The 16,304-nt window shown below is 61.8% G+C and carries 12 protein-coding genes; 9 read left to right on the forward strand and 3 right to left on the reverse strand.

The window, feature by feature from the left end; genetic code table 11:
• The first annotated feature begins 219 nt into the window (after window positions 1-219).
• Window positions 220-3,006: an ATP-dependent Clp protease ATP-binding subunit gene (locus tag AWB83_RS20955; protein ID WP_087047542.1), complete on the forward strand. Its 2,787-nt coding sequence runs from the start codon at window positions 220-222 to the stop codon at window positions 3,004-3,006.
• A 41-nt stretch (window positions 3,007-3,047) separates the two neighbouring features.
• Here AWB83_RS20955 and AWB83_RS20960 read toward each other — a convergent pair whose 3' ends face one another.
• Entirely contained in the window at window positions 3,048-3,263 is a 216-nt protein-coding gene (locus AWB83_RS20960; RefSeq protein ID WP_087047543.1) for a hypothetical protein, read from the reverse strand.
• 180 nt (window positions 3,264-3,443) lie between these two features.
• Between AWB83_RS20960 and AWB83_RS36985 the strand changes: the two genes are divergently transcribed.
• The 6 genes from AWB83_RS36985 to moaA all read left to right on the forward strand — a co-directional run bounded on the left by AWB83_RS36985 (window position 3,444) and on the right by moaA (window position 11,410).
• Window positions 3,444-3,671 carry a hypothetical protein gene (locus AWB83_RS36985; RefSeq protein WP_087047544.1) on the forward strand — a complete coding sequence of 76 codons (228 nt, stop codon included), beginning with the start codon at window positions 3,444-3,446 and terminating at the stop codon, window positions 3,669-3,671.
• Window positions 3,672-4,270: 599 nt separating this feature from the next.
• A complete protein-coding gene (locus AWB83_RS20975; RefSeq protein WP_087047546.1) occupies window positions 4,271-6,553 on the forward strand; it encodes an FdhF/YdeP family oxidoreductase in 2,283 nt (760 codons plus the stop codon).
• A gap of 190 nt (window positions 6,554-6,743) precedes the next feature.
• The gene (locus AWB83_RS20980; RefSeq protein ID WP_087047547.1) at window positions 6,744-8,132 is read left to right on the forward strand and encodes a cytochrome ubiquinol oxidase subunit I; all 1,389 of its coding nucleotides are present in this window, start codon (window positions 6,744-6,746) and stop codon (window positions 8,130-8,132) included.
• 4 nt (window positions 8,133-8,136) lie between these two features.
• Window positions 8,137-9,144, forward strand: a complete 1,008-nt coding sequence (cydB, locus tag AWB83_RS20985) for a cytochrome d ubiquinol oxidase subunit II (RefSeq protein WP_087047548.1) — start codon at window positions 8,137-8,139, stop codon at window positions 9,142-9,144.
• A 37-nt stretch (window positions 9,145-9,181) separates the two neighbouring features.
• A complete protein-coding gene (locus tag AWB83_RS20990; RefSeq protein WP_087047549.1) occupies window positions 9,182-10,093 on the forward strand; it encodes a bestrophin family protein in 912 nt (303 codons plus the stop codon).
• Between the two features lie 213 nt (window positions 10,094-10,306).
• Entirely contained in the window at window positions 10,307-11,410 is a 1,104-nt protein-coding gene (moaA, locus tag AWB83_RS20995; protein ID WP_087047550.1) for a GTP 3',8-cyclase MoaA, read from the forward strand.
• Window positions 11,411-11,448: 38 nt separating this feature from the next.
• On the opposite strand, the gene AWB83_RS21000 is transcribed toward moaA, so the two are convergent.
• Window positions 11,449-12,876, reverse strand: coding sequence for an aminotransferase-like domain-containing protein (locus AWB83_RS21000; RefSeq protein ID WP_087047551.1), 1,428 nt, complete (start codon window positions 12,874-12,876; stop codon window positions 11,449-11,451).
• 336 nt (window positions 12,877-13,212) lie between these two features.
• On the opposite strand from AWB83_RS21000, the gene AWB83_RS21005 reads away from it, so the two are divergent.
• Both AWB83_RS21005 and AWB83_RS21010 read left to right on the forward strand, forming a co-directional pair.
• Window positions 13,213-14,202: a LysR family transcriptional regulator gene (locus AWB83_RS21005; protein ID WP_087047552.1), complete on the forward strand. Its 990-nt coding sequence runs from the start codon at window positions 13,213-13,215 to the stop codon at window positions 14,200-14,202.
• 23 nt (window positions 14,203-14,225) lie between these two features.
• Window positions 14,226-14,675 (forward strand): phosphate-starvation-inducible protein PsiE, encoded by a 450-nt coding sequence (locus AWB83_RS21010; protein ID WP_087047553.1) that lies wholly within the window; start codon window positions 14,226-14,228, stop codon window positions 14,673-14,675.
• Here the strand turns inward: AWB83_RS21010 and AWB83_RS21015 are convergent.
• Entirely contained in the window at window positions 14,656-16,302 is a 1,647-nt protein-coding gene (locus tag AWB83_RS21015) for a hydantoinase B/oxoprolinase family protein (protein ID WP_087047554.1), read from the reverse strand. The genes AWB83_RS21010 and AWB83_RS21015 overlap by 20 nt on opposite strands.
• Window positions 16,303-16,304: the final 2 nt, after the last annotated feature.

Raw genomic sequence — 16,304 nt, forward strand, 5'->3', positions numbered from 1 at the left:
ATCTGCGCGAGACACTGACGTTCCTGATGTTGACGAGCGAGGCTTCGGTTTCCATCGCGGCGGGGGAATGACGCCCGGCCGCATCGGACAGCACGACGCCATAAAAGACCTTGGGGAGAAGGACCTGGCTACCACGCGGTGGTTCGGGTCGAGCCGGGCCGATGGTCGCATGTCGGCGCGCTCGATGGTGAACTGCCCAGAACACGGAGACGATTGATCATGGCTGCTCTTTGCGAAATTTGTCATGTCCGGCCCGCGGTTGCACAAGTGGCGGTGGTGCAGAACGGTCAGCGCAAGTCGATGTCGATCTGCGAATACGACTACCGTCAACTGATGCGGCATCAAAGCATGCTGAATCCGTTCGATTCCCTCCTGGGCGGCGGCGGCTTGTCGCGTCTTCTGGGCGGCATGCCCGGCTCGGGAGGCGTGGACGATGAAGACGACGAAGGTCTCGTCGCTTCGGTGCCGCGCGAATCCGTCGACGTCACCGACGCCTTCAGCGAGCAGACGATGGAACTGCTGCAGCGTGCCGCGGAAAAGGCGCACGAGCTGCAGAAAACGGAGCTCGATACGGAGCAAGTGCTCTATGTCCTGGCGGACATGGATATCGTCCAGGCGCTCTTCAAGGAACTGAAGCTATCGCCGGAGGACATCAAGCGCTACATCGACGAGCACGCGAAAAAGGGCAACGCCGACCCCGATGCGCCCGTCGAGAAGATGACCATCTCGCCGCGCCTGAAGAAGGCGTTCCAGTATGCGTTCCAGGCGTCGCGCGAGCTCGGGCATTCGTATGTCGGTCCCGAGCACGTGCTGATCGGGCTTGCGGCCGTGCCGGATTCCATCGCGGGCGCGCTGCTGAAGAAATACGGCGTCACAGCCGAGGCCTTGCGCCAGAAAGTGGTGAAGGTCGTCGGCAAGGGCGCGGAAGACGGCCGCGTCGACACGCCGACCGGCACGCCCACGCTCGACAAGTTCGGCCGCGACCTCACGGCGATGGCGCGACAAGGCAAGCTCGATCCGGTGCTGGGACGCGCGCAGGAAATCGAGAGCACGATCGAAGTGCTCGCGCGGCGCAAGAAGAACAATCCGGTGCTGATCGGCGAGCCGGGCGTGGGCAAGACGGCGATCGTCGAGGGGCTCGCGCAGCGCATCGTCAACGACGACGTGCCTGAAGATCTGCGCAACAAGCGGCTCATCGAGATCAACATCAACTCGATGGTCGCGGGCGCGAAGTATCGCGGCGAGTTCGAGGAGCGCGCCAAGCAGCTCATCGACGAGATCACGGCCAAGCAGGACGAGCTGATCGTGTTCATCGACGAGCTGCATACGATCGTCGGCGCGGGCCAGGGCGGCGGCGAAGGCGGGCTCGATATCGCCAACGTGCTCAAGCCCGCGCTCGCACGCGGCGAGCTGAGCCTGATCGGTGCGACGACGCTCAATGAGTATCAGAAGTACATCGAGAAGGATGCGGCGCTCGAGCGGCGCTTCCAGCCCGTGCTCGTGCCGGAGCCGACGGTGGAGCAGACCATCGTGATCCTGCGCGGGCTGCGCGACAAGCTCGAAGCGCACCATCAGGTGAGCTTCGCGGACGATGCGTTCGTCGCCGCCGCCGAGCTCTCGGATCGCTACATCACGTCGCGCTATCTGCCCGACAAGGCGATCGATCTCATCGATCAGGCCGCGGCGCGCGTGCGCATCGGCTCGACCTCGCGGCCGGCCGAGATCCAGGAGCTCGAGGCGGAGATCGCGCAGATGAAGCGCGAGCAGGATTACGCATCATCGCGCAAGCGTTTCGATGAAGCGAAGGGGTTCGAGGAGCGCATCAAGGAAAAGCAGGCGAAGCTCGACGAGCAGACCGAGGCATGGCAGCGCAAGACCGGCTCGGAGACGCTCGAAGTGACGGTCGCGTCGGTGGCGGAAGTGGTCTCGCGTCTCACCGGCATACCGGTCACCGAACTCACGCAGGAAGAGCGCCAGAAGCTCCTCGACATGGAGAACAAGCTGCGCGAGCGCGTCGTCGGGCAGGACGAAGCGGTGACCGCCGTGAGCGATGCGGTGCGTCTGTCACGTGCCGGCATGGGTCAGGCGAACCGGCCGATCGCGACCTTCCTGTTCCTCGGGCCGACCGGGGTCGGCAAGACCGAGCTCGCGAAGGCGCTCGCGGAATCCGTGTTCGGCGACGAGTCCGCGGTGATCCGCATCGACATGTCGGAGTACATGGAGCGGCACGCGGTCGCGAGGCTGATCGGCGCGCCGCCGGGATATGTCGGCTATGACGAAGGCGGTCAGCTGACCGAGCGCGTGCGCCGCCGTCCGTACAGCGTGATCCTGCTCGACGAGATCGAGAAGGCGCATCCCGATGTCAGCAACGTGCTGCTGCAAGTGTTCGACGACGGCCGCCTCACCGACGGCAAGGGCCGCGTGGTCGACTTCAGCAACACGATCATCATTTCGACGAGCAATCTCGGCGCGTCCATCATCATGGACAACCTGGAGAAGAGCGAGAAGGACCGCGACTCGGAGAAGGCGATCCGCGAGAAGCTGATGGATGTGCTCAAGGGCCACTTCCGGCCGGAGTTCCTGAACCGCATCGACGAAATCATCGTGTTTCACGGGCTTTCGCGCGAGAACATCCGGGCGATCGTGCAGATCCAGATCGAACGCGTCACGCGAACGGCTGCGGCGCAGGACATCACGCTCAAGGTGCAGGATTCGGTCATCGATCATCTCGCCGATGTCGGTTATCGGCCGGAGTTCGGCGCGCGCGAGTTGAAGCGCCAGATTCGTCAGGAACTGGAAACCCGGCTCGCGAAGGAAATCCTCGGCGACAAGCTCAAATCCGGAGACACGGTGGACGTGAGCTACGACAAGGAGACGGACAAGGTAGTGTTCAACAAGGTCGAATCCGAAGCGAAGCCGAAGGAGAAGAAGGCCAAGCCGGCGAGCAAGAAGAGCGCGGCGAAGTCCGGGGAAGGCAAGAAGGAGTCCGCCAGGAGCGAATCCTGATCGCGCGGGCGTAGGCGTTCCAAAGGAGCCGGGCGGCGATGTCAGCTGCCCAGCTCCTGGAAGGCGTGGCCGTTCGCATCGAGTTCCTTGAGGATTTCGGGCGACAGCTCGCTTTGCCAGATATGCCCGGAAAACTGCCACTGTTTTGCTTCGGCCGCCGCGAAATCAGGCAGGCCCGCGCCCTTGCGGACGTAGAGCCCGAGCGTGGGTTTCGCGAGGTTGATGTAGAAGTCGAACTCCGCTTGTTGCTGTTGCATGGCGCACCTCCTGATCGCTTAAAAAGGTGTTTCAATCAGCATAGCCCACGTCACGGCCAAAGAGCGATTTTTTAGTGAAGCACCTACGCACTCAAAACGAAGGAACGCAGGTTCGATTAGAACTCCTTCCGCGAACCCGGAACGCGTTTTCCGGACTCTGTTCTTCTCGGGAGCACGATCATGACCATCCGGCAAAGCGAACCCGATGACGAGCCTGTCGGCGAGCAGCGCGAGGGAGGGCGGCACTCGCCACGGAACGGCGCGAACCCTGGTGCGGGCCACGAGGGCAGTCGGCCATACGCGAAGCAGTTGCTCTGGTTCATTGCACTATGGCTCCTCGGGGTCGTTTCTACCGCGCTGCTGGTGCTTCCTTTCCATCTTCTTGTCTCCTCGGCCATCCATCGCTGATACCCGATGCGGGACAAGGACGCACTGATCGATTCACGCCGGCCTGTGCGGCTGAATGCAGCGAGCGCGTTGCGATCGCCTCGGCGTTGACTGAGGTTCGCCTTCCAATTCTTATCATCGGCAAAGCCGATATTAACTTGCGCGTGGTACGTCCTTAAAATTCCGAGAACATCGAGGCGTCGCTTCGATGGTAACGGTGGAGGGGCGCGTTGGTCACCAGACTTCCTTGTCTCCACGCCTTCCTGATGCATGGCATTGCGACCGTGCGCAGGCATGCGCAGAAACCGTGCGCCGAAATTCGAGGCTGCTTCGTTGATCCGGATCGATTCGCCGACCGGGAGCTGTGTCCGCTGAAGTGTCACAGATGCGGCATGGAGGGCGCGATGATGCTCCTCGAAGACCGGAGCCCCGGCATTTGATCGCTCGAGGAAGCAGACGCCATCACGGTGTTCTGTGCTTGCTCGCCATCGCTCGTTCTGTATCTGTCGCGAGCCAACGGCCCGGCTAGACTGAACGCACCTCGGCACCATGCCGAGATGAAGGCGCAACCCGCTGTTAAAACAGCCTCCCAGTCATCTGGGAAGTTCATGGAGTCTCATATGACCACGCGACGTGAAGTGCCAGGAATCCGACCGTATGACGGACCTGCAGGGGGCTGGGGCGCGCTCCGTGCGACAGCTCAGGCCGTCCGAACCCAGATGGAAAGCTTCGAGGCGCCGATCACGCTGTTGCGGACCAATCAGCCTGATGGCTTCGATTGTCCGGGTTGCGCCTGGCCAGACAAGGAGCACAAGTCTACTTTTCAGTTCTGCGAGAACGGCGCCAAAGCGGTCACGTGGGAAGCGACGACCAAGCGGGTGACCCCCGAGTTTTTTGAAAACAACACCGTGTCATCGCTGCTGCAACGTTCGGATTTCGAACTGGAGGGTCTCGGCCGGCTGACGCATCCTCTCGTCTACGATGCCGCCACGGACAAGTTTCGGGTCGTCGAATGGCAAGATGCGTTTGCGCGCATTGGCGAGGTTCTGCGCGGTTTATCTTCTCCGAACGAAGCCGAATTCTATACATCGGGAAGAGCCTCGAACGAGGCGGCGTATCTCTTCCAGCTGTTCGCACGCGAATTCGGGACCAACAACTTCCCCGATTGCTCGAACATGTGCCACGAGCCGACCAGTGTCGGGCTGCCCCAGTCGATCGGCATCGGCAAGGGCACGGTATCGCTGGACGACTTCGACGAGACCGAACTCATCCTCTCCATCGGCCACAACCCCGGGACGAATCACCCTCGCATGATGGGAACGCTCCACGAAGTCTCACGGCGCAACGTCCCCATCATCGTATTCAATCCTCTGCGCGAGCGCGCGCTCGAGCGCTTCGCCGATCCGCAGAGCGTCGTTGAAATGGCGACGTTCGGCTCGACTCGCATCGCGTCGACCTATTTTCAGCTGGACGCCGGCGGAGACGCAGCCGCCCTTAAAGGCATCATGAAGGCGCTCCTCCAGATGGACGCGGAGCAGGGTGGAACCGTGCTGGATCACGAGTTTATTTCCACTCATACCCAGGGCTTCGAGGCGTGCGCAGCCGATCTGGAAGCAACGTCATGGGACGATATCGAAAAGGCGAGCGGGCTCGAACGTGAACATCTCGAGGAGGTCGCCATTGCCTATGCCAAATCGAACGCGACGATCGTCACGTACGGCATGGGCGTCACCCAGCATAACAAGGGAACAGCCAATGTCCGACTGATCGCCGATCTATTGCTCATGCGAGGCAACATCGGCAAGCCTGGCGCGGGTATCTGTCCCTTGCGCGGGCATTCGAACGTGCAAGGCAACCGGACGGTCGGCATCACCGAAAAGCCTTCCGAGACCTTCCTCCAGAAGATCGAGGACGTGTTCGGGTTCGAGCCGCCCAGGGAGCACGGGCACGATGCCGTCCAGGCGATGCAGGCGATGGTCGCCGGCTCGGCCAAGGCCCTCATTTGCCTGGGCGGCAATTTCGCGGTTGCGCTACCCGACCCCGAGTTGGCGTTTCCCGCGATGGGCAAGCTCGATCTGAGCGTTCACCTTGGCACGAAGCTGAATCGATCACACCTTTTGGTGGCGAAGGAAACCTATCTGCTGCCGGTCCTGGGTCGCACCGAGCTCGATATGCAGGCGACCGGGCGGCAGTCCATCACCGTTGAGGATTCGATGTCGATGGTCCATGCGTCGTCGGGAAAACTGACGCCCGCATCCGGGCATCTGCTGTCCGAGCCCGCGATCATTGCGGGCATCGCCAGCGCCACGCTGCCGGACAGCAAGGTGGCGTGGAAGGACCTGATCGCCGACTATGACAAGATTCGCGATCTGATCGAGCAAACGGTGCCGGGATTCGAAGCGTTCAACGAGCGAATCAGAACGCCCGGAGGATTCCGCATGCCATTGCCTCCCACCGAGCGCGTATGGCCCACGCCGTCAGGAAAGGCGATGTTCTCGGTGTACCGTGGAGTGAAGGAAGATGCGGACGTGCTCGGCGCGACCGGTGTCTTGCGCCTCATCACGATCCGCAGCCACGACCAGTACAACACCACGATCTATGCCCTCGACGATCGGTATCGGGGTGTGTTTGGCAGGCGCGACGTGCTGTTCATGAACGAAGCGGATCTTGCCGAGCGCGGGCTCGAACATGGTGACCTGGTCGACATCGAAACGATCGCATCCGGCAGACAGCTGCGCCTGAAGAACATCACGGCCATTGTCTATGACATCGCGCCGGGTTCGGTGGCCGCCTACTATCCCGAAGCGAACGTGCTGGTGCCGCTCGACTATATCGACAAGGAAAGCGGCACGCCTTCGTACAAGTCCGTTCCTGTTCACGTCGTACGTTCGGCGCAAGCCTGACCGCGAGCACCTGACGCGTCGGATCGAACGCAGTTCTGCGCGAAGCATCCGGCCAGGCACGCCTGGCCGGATGCTTCGGCTACGCACGACCTCCTCACGACCGTGAGCAATAAGCGGCAAGGCCGATTGTCGTCTCACAACCCTTCTCTTGCCGCAATTGCCGTTACAACCAGGAGCAAATTGTTCAGCCATGGAATTATTCGATGCCTTCCACCTCGCCAGGCTGCAGTTCGCCTTCACGGTCTCGTTTCATATCGTCTTCCCTGCGATCAGCATCGGCATGGCCAGTTTCCTCGCCGTGCTGGAATGGCGCTGGCTGCTGACGGGCGACGCTGCCTACAAGGAGATGTTCCTGTTCTGGTCGAAGATCTTCGCGATCGGCTTCGGAATGGGCGTGGTGTCCGGTGTGGTCATGGCCTATGAATTCGGCACCAACTGGGGCGGGTTTTCCAGTGTTGCCGGAAACATCACCGGACCGCTCTTGACGTATGAAGTGCTGACGGCCTTCTTTCTCGAGGCCGGGTTTCTCGGCGTCATGCTGTTCGGATGGGAGCGAGTCAGCCCGCGCGCTCACTTCTTTGCCACGCTGATGGTGGCGGTGGGCACGCTCATTTCCACCTTCTGGATTCTCGCATCGAACAGTTTCATGCAGACGCCGCAGGGATTCGCCATCGAGAACGGACGTATCGTGCCGGTCGACTGGATGAAGGTGATCTTCAACCCGTCGTTCCCGTATCGCCTCGCGCATATGACCATCGCCGCGTTCATCGTCGCGGGCTTCATTGTCGCGGCTTGCGGCGCGTGGCATCTGCTGTATGGTCGACGAGACAAACCCGTCAAGCGCAGCTTTTCGATGGCGTTGTGGATCCTGCTCCTGCTCACGCCAGTCCAGATTCTCGTCGGCGATGCGCATGGGCTCAACACGCGTGAATATCAGCCGGCGAAGATCGCTGCAATCGAAGGTCTCTGGGAAACCGAGCACGGTGGCACGGCGCTCAATCTGTTCGGTCTGCCCGACATGGACGCAGAGGTGACGCGATACGCGATCCAGATCCCGCATCTGGGCAGTCTCATACTGACGCACAGTTGGGACGGCGAAATTCGCGGGCTGAAGGAATTTCCCGCGAAGGACCGCCCGTATTCACCGATTGTCTTCTGGACGTTTCGCGTGATGGCAGGTCTGGGAATGCTGATGTTGCTGACCGCGGTTCTTGGTCTGCTGCTCAGAAGGCACGGCCGGCTCTATGAAGCGCGCTGGTATCAGATTTTCGTCCTCTGCATGGGGCCGTCGGGAATCGTCGCGCTGCTGGCCGGCTGGATCACGACCGAGGTGGGCAGGCAACCGTGGACCGTCTACGGTGTTTTGCGGACCGCGGATTCCCTTTCACCGATCAGCGCGCAGCAAGCAGGCGTTTCGTTGCTGATCTTCGTGCTGGTGTATTTCCTGGTGTTCGGAACGGGGGTGTACTACATGATGAAGATAATGAAGCGCGGACCGGAGGAGCACGTCGAGCGCCGCCTGTCCCGCAGATACCCTGTGTTGCGGAATCGCCCGCTCGACGCACTGGAAGGAGAATGACGCCATGCAAATCGACCTTCCCGTTGTGTGGGCCGCGATCATCGGGCTCGGCGTGTTCATCTACGTGATGCTGGACGGATTCGATCTCGGCATCGGCCTGCTGTTCCCGTTTTTCGAGGGGAAAGGTGAGCGGCAGGTCATGCTCAATACCATCGCCCCGGTCTGGGACGGGAACGAGACCTTCCTCGTGCTCGGCGGCGCCGGGCTTTACGGCGCGTTCCCGGTGGTTTATTCGACGCTGCTGCCGGCGAACTACATGCCTTTGATCCTGATGGTCGTGGGACTCATTTTCCGTGGGGCGGCGTTCGAGTTGCGAGCGAAGGCCACCCGGACCCAGCACGCCTGGGACCTCGCCTTCATCGGCGGTTCCGCACTTGCGGCGCTCTGCCAGGGGATCGTGCTGGGGTCTCTTCTGCAAGGCATCCGGATCGTCGACGGCCGTTTTGTCGGTGCACCGTTCGACTGGCTTTCGCCGTTCAGCCTGTTTTGCGGAATCGGCGTGCTCATCACGTATGCAACGCTCGGCTGCGGCTGGCTCATCCTCAAAACGGACGGGGAACTGCAACGCAAGATGCGCGAGCTGATGAGGCCGATCGTGATCGTGCTGCTTGGGGCGATCGCCGTCGTCAGTCTCTGGACGGTGATCGGATTGCCGGCGGTGGCACATCGCTGGTTCGGAAGCGGCAATCTCGGATGGTTTCTTCCGGTGCCGATCCTCGTGCTTCTTTGCGTCTGGGGCATCTTCCGTGCGGTCCGGCTGAAGCACGAGGCCACGCCGTTCCTTCTTACGCTCGCACTGTGCTTCCTCGGTTTCAGCGGCCTGCTCATCAGCATCTGGCCGAACATGATTCCGCCTTCGCTGACTATCTGGGAAGCCTCTTCAAGTCACTCGAGCCAGCTATTCGCGCTTGTCGGAACGGTCATCGTGCTGCCGATCATCCTCGTCTACAACGCCATGCAATACCGCGTGTTCCGCGGCAAGGTGAGGGAAGGGGACGCAGGATATCACTGACGGCAACGGCGCAATCGGTACATCAAAAGAGCAAATCATGATCGTGAGGTCAAACCAAAACTGGTTCCGATTGCTGTTCGTCTGGAACGGTTCCGTGTTGCAATCGATTATCCCGCAGCTGGTTTTCATGGGGATCGTCAGCAGTCTCGCCGTGCTCACGCAGGGGCGCATTTTCGGCGAGAAGATTCCGCTCAATACGGCGCCTTTCACGTTGTTCGGTCTGGCTCTCGCCATATTTCTCGCGTTTCGCAATAACGCGAGCTACGAACGGTTCAATGAGGCGCGCCATCTTTGGGGCAATCTTCTGATCTCCGCGCGGTCCCTGACGTCGCAGATTTTGTGCTACGTCCCGTCCGGCGCGGACAAGACGAACATAGCCCGCACGCTCATCGCCTGCATCTATGCGCTGAAGCACGAGCTGCGTCGAACCGATCCGGTTCCGGATCTTCTCCCCCTGCTCGGGCGCGCGCGGACCGAGGCGTTGCAGCACACCTGCTATAAGCCCACTGCGCTTCTCAATGACGTTCGTCGGGACGTGGCCGATTTGCAGGCGCGCGCGCAGGCTTCGGAGACGAAGCTCTGGATGTTCGACGCGCAGATCAACGAATTGGGCAAGGCAATTGGCGGATGCGAGCGAATCGCATCGACGCCTATTCCGTTTTCCTACAGTGTATTGCTTCATCGGACCGTCTACGCCTATTGCATTTTGCTCCCGTTCGGTCTCGTCGATTCGACGGAGTTTTTCACACCTCTGCTTTGTGTTTTTATCTCGTACACGCTGATTGCGCTGGAAGCGATCGCGAGTGAAGTCGCGGAGCCGTTTTCTGTCGCGCCGAATGCGCTGGCGCTCGACGCCATGACTCGCAACATTGAACGATCCGTTCTGGAACTGTGCGGATGCGAGATTCCGGACGAGGTCGTACCCGTACGCCCGTATCAACTGACCTGATCGTGCGGTGCGTTGGGCCGCGTCGTGGCGGGCGCGCGAGAGTCGAATGTGCGCAAGACTGTGCTTCCGGATGTCGACACGAACTGTTCGTCGCATGCACGCGCCAACCAGCTATCCTGCAGTACAGCCAATGCGCCGGGCAGAGGTTCTTCGCTCGGAACATTGACGGCCGCTGCGCGGCCCTACCACTCGCAGTTCATTCTCGAATAGACCGTGAAGATAATCGACCAGCCGATACCAGCTGATACGGCCTCCCGTGATCGCCTGTCCGCCGGTGATGCCACACCCATTCTCGACAGGCTCGATCGGCCCCTGCGGGATTTGCGGCTGTCGGTTATCGATCAATGCAACTTTCGTTGCACCTACTGCATGCCCCGGGACACGTTCGGCGCAGACTATCCGTTTCTGCCGTCTTCGGAACGCCTGCCGTTCGCGCAAATGCTCAAGCTCGCGAGGGCGTTCGCATTGCTCGGCGTGGAAAAGATACGCATCACCGGCGGCGAGCCGCTCTTGCGGCGCGGCCTCGAATCGCTGATAGAGCAGCTCGCGAAACTGACGACCATAAGCGGCACGGCGATGGAACTCGCGCTCACGACGAACGGTTCCCTTCTTGCCGCGAAGGCGCGATCGCTTCGTGACGCCGGTCTCGGCCGTGTTACGGTCAGTCTCGACGCCGTCGATTACGCGGTGTTCCGCCAGATGAGTGATATCGACATACCTGTGTCTCGCATACTGAACGGGATCGAGACGGCGCGCGCGGTCGGGCTCGATCCGATCAAGGTGAACACCGTGGTCGAGCGAGGCGTGAACGACAGCCAGATTTTGCCGCTCGTGCGGCTTTTCAAAGGCACCGGCGTGGCGGTGCGCTTCATCGAATACATGGACGTGGGGGGCGCGGCGGAGTGGTCGAACGCGAAGGTGATCACGGCTCGCGAGATTCGTGACGTCGTCGAGTCGGAGTTTCCCTTGATTCCTCTCGCTGCTACCGAGCAGAGGGGCACCGCGGTCAACTATCGCCATGCCGACGGTGAAGGTGACGTCGGATTCATTGCGAGCGTATCGCAGCCGTTCTGCGGTTCGTGCTCGCGCGCCCGCATATCCGCCGACGGATGGCTTTATTCATGCCTGTTCGCGAAGGAAGGTACGGACCTTACGCCATGGCTCACGGATGCCGCGTCGGTCGAGCAACTGGCCGTGGCCATCCGCAGCCAGTGGGTCCAGCGCGATGACCGCTACTCCGAACTTCGATCGACGCAGCGCAAAAGGGGATCAGGACGAGTCTATCCGACGGTCCGCATGTCGCTTGTCGGGGGCTGACGGCGTGCCAGCCCGTGCAGCGGACAAAGCGGGAGACGCTAGCGAGCACACGTTGCGACGAGCTTGCCGACGGTAATCACGGCCTGCTCGATCTCGCTCGACCAGGGGCTGCTGTAGTTGAGCCGTATGAAATTCCGGTAGGTCGACTCGGAAATCGAGAACATGTAGCCCGGACCGATCGTGATGCCCTGATCGAGCGCGAGCTTGTAGAGACGCATCGCGTCGACGCTGGAGGGCAATTCGATCCACAGCACGTATCCCCCCGTGGGGTTGGATATGCGCGTCCCCTCGGGAAAGAAACGCGAAACGATCGCCTTCATGAGATTGGCCTGCTGTGCATAGGCCTTCCGCACCCGTCTCAGGTGGTGCTCGTATCCGTCGCGTTCGAGGAATTCCGCTATCGCCAGTTGTGGAATCGACGGCGAGGTCAGCGTATTCAGGAACTTGAGCTTCTCGACGCGATCACGATAGCGCCCCGGCAAAGCCCAGCCGATCCGGTAGGCCGACGTCAGGCTCTTCGAGAACGAGGAGCAGTGAAGCACCAGTCCCTTGGTATCGAAAGACTTCAACGTGCTCGGATGGGCGCGGTCGAAGTGCAGCTCGTTGTAGACGCCGTTCTCGATGACCGGGATGTCCTGCGCGGTCAGGAACTGAACAAGCTCCCGCTTGCGCTCGTCGGGCATCTGGAAGCCAAGCGGATTCTGAAAGTTGGGCATGACCATGCAGGCGGTGACCGTCTGCGACTTCACGATCGCGGCAAGCGCCTCGATATCGATGCCGTACTCCGGATGAGTCGATACTTCGATTGCCTTCATGCCCATGCGTTCGATTGCATGGAGCATCGCATAAAACGTCGGCGACTCGACCGCGATCACATCGCCGGGCCTTGCGACCGCCTGAAGACAGAGATTGATGGCCTCGGTCGCGCCGACCGTAATGATGATCTCATTCGGATCGACCGCCATGCCGTTCTCGAGGTAGCGACGCGCGATTTGCCGCACGAGCTTCGCGTTGCCCGGCGGCAGCGCATCGGTCACGCCCCATTGCGCCTTGCCCCGTCCCGCGTCATAGGCATAGCGGTTGATCCGCTCGAACGGAAACAGACTGGGATCGGGGTAGGGCGAACCGAGCGGCACCGCATCGTCGACGCCGATCGAACGCAGCGTCGACAACACCAGTCGGCTGACGTCGACCGGCGACGAGATGGGGATCGGTCTCGACGGGCGGAGCTCGAGCACTTTGCGCTCGCCCGCGTCGCCGTGGAAATTGACGAAATAGCCGGACTGGGGTTTGCTCGTCACCAGGCCGCGGCTTTCGAGCAACAAGTACGCGCGAATGGCGGTCGTGACGCTGATCCGATGTTGCTGGCTCGTCTGACGAACCGACGGAAGGCGCTCTCCATGACGGTATACGCCTTGCCGGATCGACCGCTCGATGTCGTCTGCAAGCTTCTCGTAGAGATTCATCCGACGACTCCCGTGACGTCCGCTGTGTGAGTGGTGTTGGCCGCCTTCCTGGCGCGGGCGCGCTCGCGCCGATAGATTGTCGCCCGGTGCCGAGATCGTAGCAAAACTGTAATGACGGGAGCCAGCCCGATCTGTGCACTTCGCGACCGGCGCGCCGGCCGTACTCTTTCCTCCATCGAATACACGATTCGGGATCCCGATGGCGGGACCCGCGCACAACGATCGAGGCTGGAGAATGAAAAAGGCAAATTGGAAGGAATCAACCGGCGCAGACCATCGGCGGCCCGCAGGCCGGGCGGCTCATCATTGTGACGGCGCAAAGGCGGGGCGAATAAAGTGAATCTCCTGGAAGCCATGCGCATATACGTCAGGGTCGTCGAACGCGGGAGTATCTCCAACGCGGCGAGAGACCTCGACATCGGACAGCCGGCCGCGAGCGAACGCATCGAGCGGCTCGAGAAATATCTCGGTTGCCGGCTCCTGCTTCGCAGTGCCCGCGCATTCAATTGCACGCCCGACGGCATCGCCTTCTACGAGCGTAGCAAGAGAATTCTGTCTGCGGTAGAACAGGCGGTGGCTGAAATGTCGAATGATGAGCAAGCAGTCAGAGGAACGATTCGCCTCGCGGCGCCTCACTGCTTTGGCGAAACCGTCGTCACGAAGACGCTGGCGCTCGTTCGCGCGGCATATCCGCAGATCGAACTGGAACTGATGCTGAACGACAGGGTCGCCGATCTCGTGACGGAGGGCGTGGACATTTCGTTTCGTCTGGGACCGCTTGGAGAAGGCGCGTTCATTGCCCGTCAGCTCGGGCAGATCGGGCGTACGCTTGTTGCCGCGCCGGGCTACTTGAGCCAGCACGGACTCATTCTGGAGCCGTCGGATCTGATCAGGCATCCGTTCATTCGGTTACAGGGCATGTTCGGCACGGACCAGTTGCCGCTCCGGCACGACGCGACCGTCGTGGAAAACGCGTCGATTCGCACAGTCATCAGGACCAGTCATTGGCGGCCCGTGTATGAAACGATTCTCTCCGGCGTCGGGATCGGCGTGCTGGAGGATCCGGCTTGCGCCGATGCGCTCGCAGACGGCCGGCTCGTCCGGATCCTGCCTCAGTACGAGGTACCGTCTTTCGAGCTGAACCTGCTGATCCAGGCACAACGTCCGGTGCCGCCGCGGGTACGCGCGATCGTGACGTTGCTGAAGACATCCATTCCTGAAATCCTGGAAAGGATGTACGTCGCTCGCGGCAAGGAAGAAGACTGCCTTGAAGCGCCTGCCAACGATGACGCTTCCAGGCTTCTGGACTCGTCGTTGCTGCGTTGAATTCCAATGATGCCCGGTCCCCAATGAAAGAGCACTTTACACAAGGCCTGACCGAAAGCGTCCGACGAAGATTCGACCACGTGATAAACGTGGTCGAGCTGACGGTGCTGATCCTGATCGGCCTCGCCACGGCGTTTGCCATGGCTCAGGAGACCTGGAAGGTCCTGAGGGCCGGCACCGTCTCGCTCACCGACCTGCTGCTGATGTTCCTGTATCTCGAAGTCCTTGCAATGGACGCGCGATATCTACGCCTTGGCCAGTTGCCGGTTCGATTTCCGCTCTATATCGCCATGGCGTCGCTGGCGCGAGATCTCATTCTGAACCGGGGCGACACGGCGGACCAGCATATCCTCGTTACTACGCTCGGCATCGCAGTGCTGGCGATCAGCGCCGTTGTCCTCCGATTTGGCCAACACCGGTATCCCGCGCGCGACGATGAGGGGCGCGACGAGCTCACGGATTCCCACCCTTGATTCGGAAATCGGACGCGGGCGCTTCTCCTGATTCGGCAGACGCACCGTGGCCGCCGCCGCCCGGCACGTCCAGCCGCAGACGCGCATGCGCCGGAATCGTCTGCAGACCCATCGACGGGAGTGGCGTGCCATCCGCAAGACCGACCCAGCCGCATCGGCCCGCCCCTCCGCCGTCGCGGCCGCGCGCGGGTCGCTGTATACGGTCGTACATCCCGAAGAACTGGAACGGCGCGCCGTTGATGGTGCCGATCTCGATGCGCTGTCCCATCCCGCCGCGCCAGCGGCCCATGCCGCCCGAGTCTTCGAGCAATTCCTTTTTCCAGATCACGATCGGGTTGCCGGCTTCGATCACCTCGCATGAGATCGCCTTGATGCCGCTCGGGAAGGCGGTCGCCGAGAGTCCGTCGGCGCCCAGTCTCGCGCCGGAGCCGCCGCTGTTGAAGAAAAGCGTCTCGAACGCGGGCGTCGCGTGCTCGGGCGTGCCGGCGAGTGCGCTGACCTGCGGACCGCCGCGCAACTGGGCGCCCCAGACGCACGACGCGCCTTCAGCCGGCACGCGTTCGGGCATCACGGCTGCGAGGCAGCCGAACACGACGTCCGGCAAGAATTGCCCGATGATGTGCCGCGCGCTCACCGGCCACGGATGCTGCACGTTGAGAATCGAGCCCACGGGTGCGTCGATCTCGAACGGCTGGAGCGAGCCTGCGTTGTTCGGCACCTCGGGCGCGATCGCCGCGCGCAGCGCATAAAGCGTGTAGGCGCGGGTGTAGTTCAGCACGAGGTTGATGCCGCGCGCGCTTGCCTTCGACGACCCCGCGTAGTCGACACTGAGCCGGTCGCCGTCGATCGTCAGTTCCGCGACGAGATCGACGGGCGTGGAATAACCGTCGATCTGCATCGCGTAGGAATATGTTCCGTCGGGCAACAAGGCGATCGCCGCGCGCGTCGCCCGCAGGGAGCGTTCGATGATGACGTCCGCGAGCGCCTGGAAGTCGTCGATGCCGTATTCGCCGAGCGTGTCGACGAGACGCCTGCCGCTCAACGAATTCGCCGTCACGTAGGAGAGCAGGTCGCCCACCACTTCATTCGGCTGGCGCACGTTGGCGCGTATGATATCCAGCAGATCCTGGTTGGGCGCCCCCGCGCGCATCAGCCGCATGACCGGAATGCAAAGGCCTTCTTCGTAGACCGACTGTCCATCCGGCCCTTGCCCGAGGCCGCCGATATCGACCTGGTGGCACGTGCAGGCGAAAAACGCGATCAGCTCGCCCTTCGCGAATACGGGCGAGACGACCGTCACATCGTGCAGATGGCCCGAGGAGAGCCACGGGTCGTTCGTGATGAGATGATCGTCCTCGCCGATGGAACCGGCAGGGAAGCGCTCGACGAAGTGGCGCACGGCCGCCGCCATCGAATTGACATGACCCGGCGTGCCGGTCACGGCCTGCGCGACGAGCCGGCCGCGCGCATCGAAGACACCCGCGGACAAGTCGCCGGCCTCGCGCACGGTCGGACTGAAGGCGGTGCGCATGAGCAGCCGCGCCTGTTCCTCCACGGTCGAGATGAGGCGGTTCCAGACGATCTGCAGCGTGACGACGTCGATGTCGTCTCCGGCCTGAAAGGACATGT

Source organism: Caballeronia ptereochthonis, from assembly GCF_001545075.1.
In the GTDB taxonomy this organism is placed as follows: Bacteria; Pseudomonadota; Gammaproteobacteria; order Burkholderiales; family Burkholderiaceae; genus Caballeronia; species Caballeronia ptereochthonis.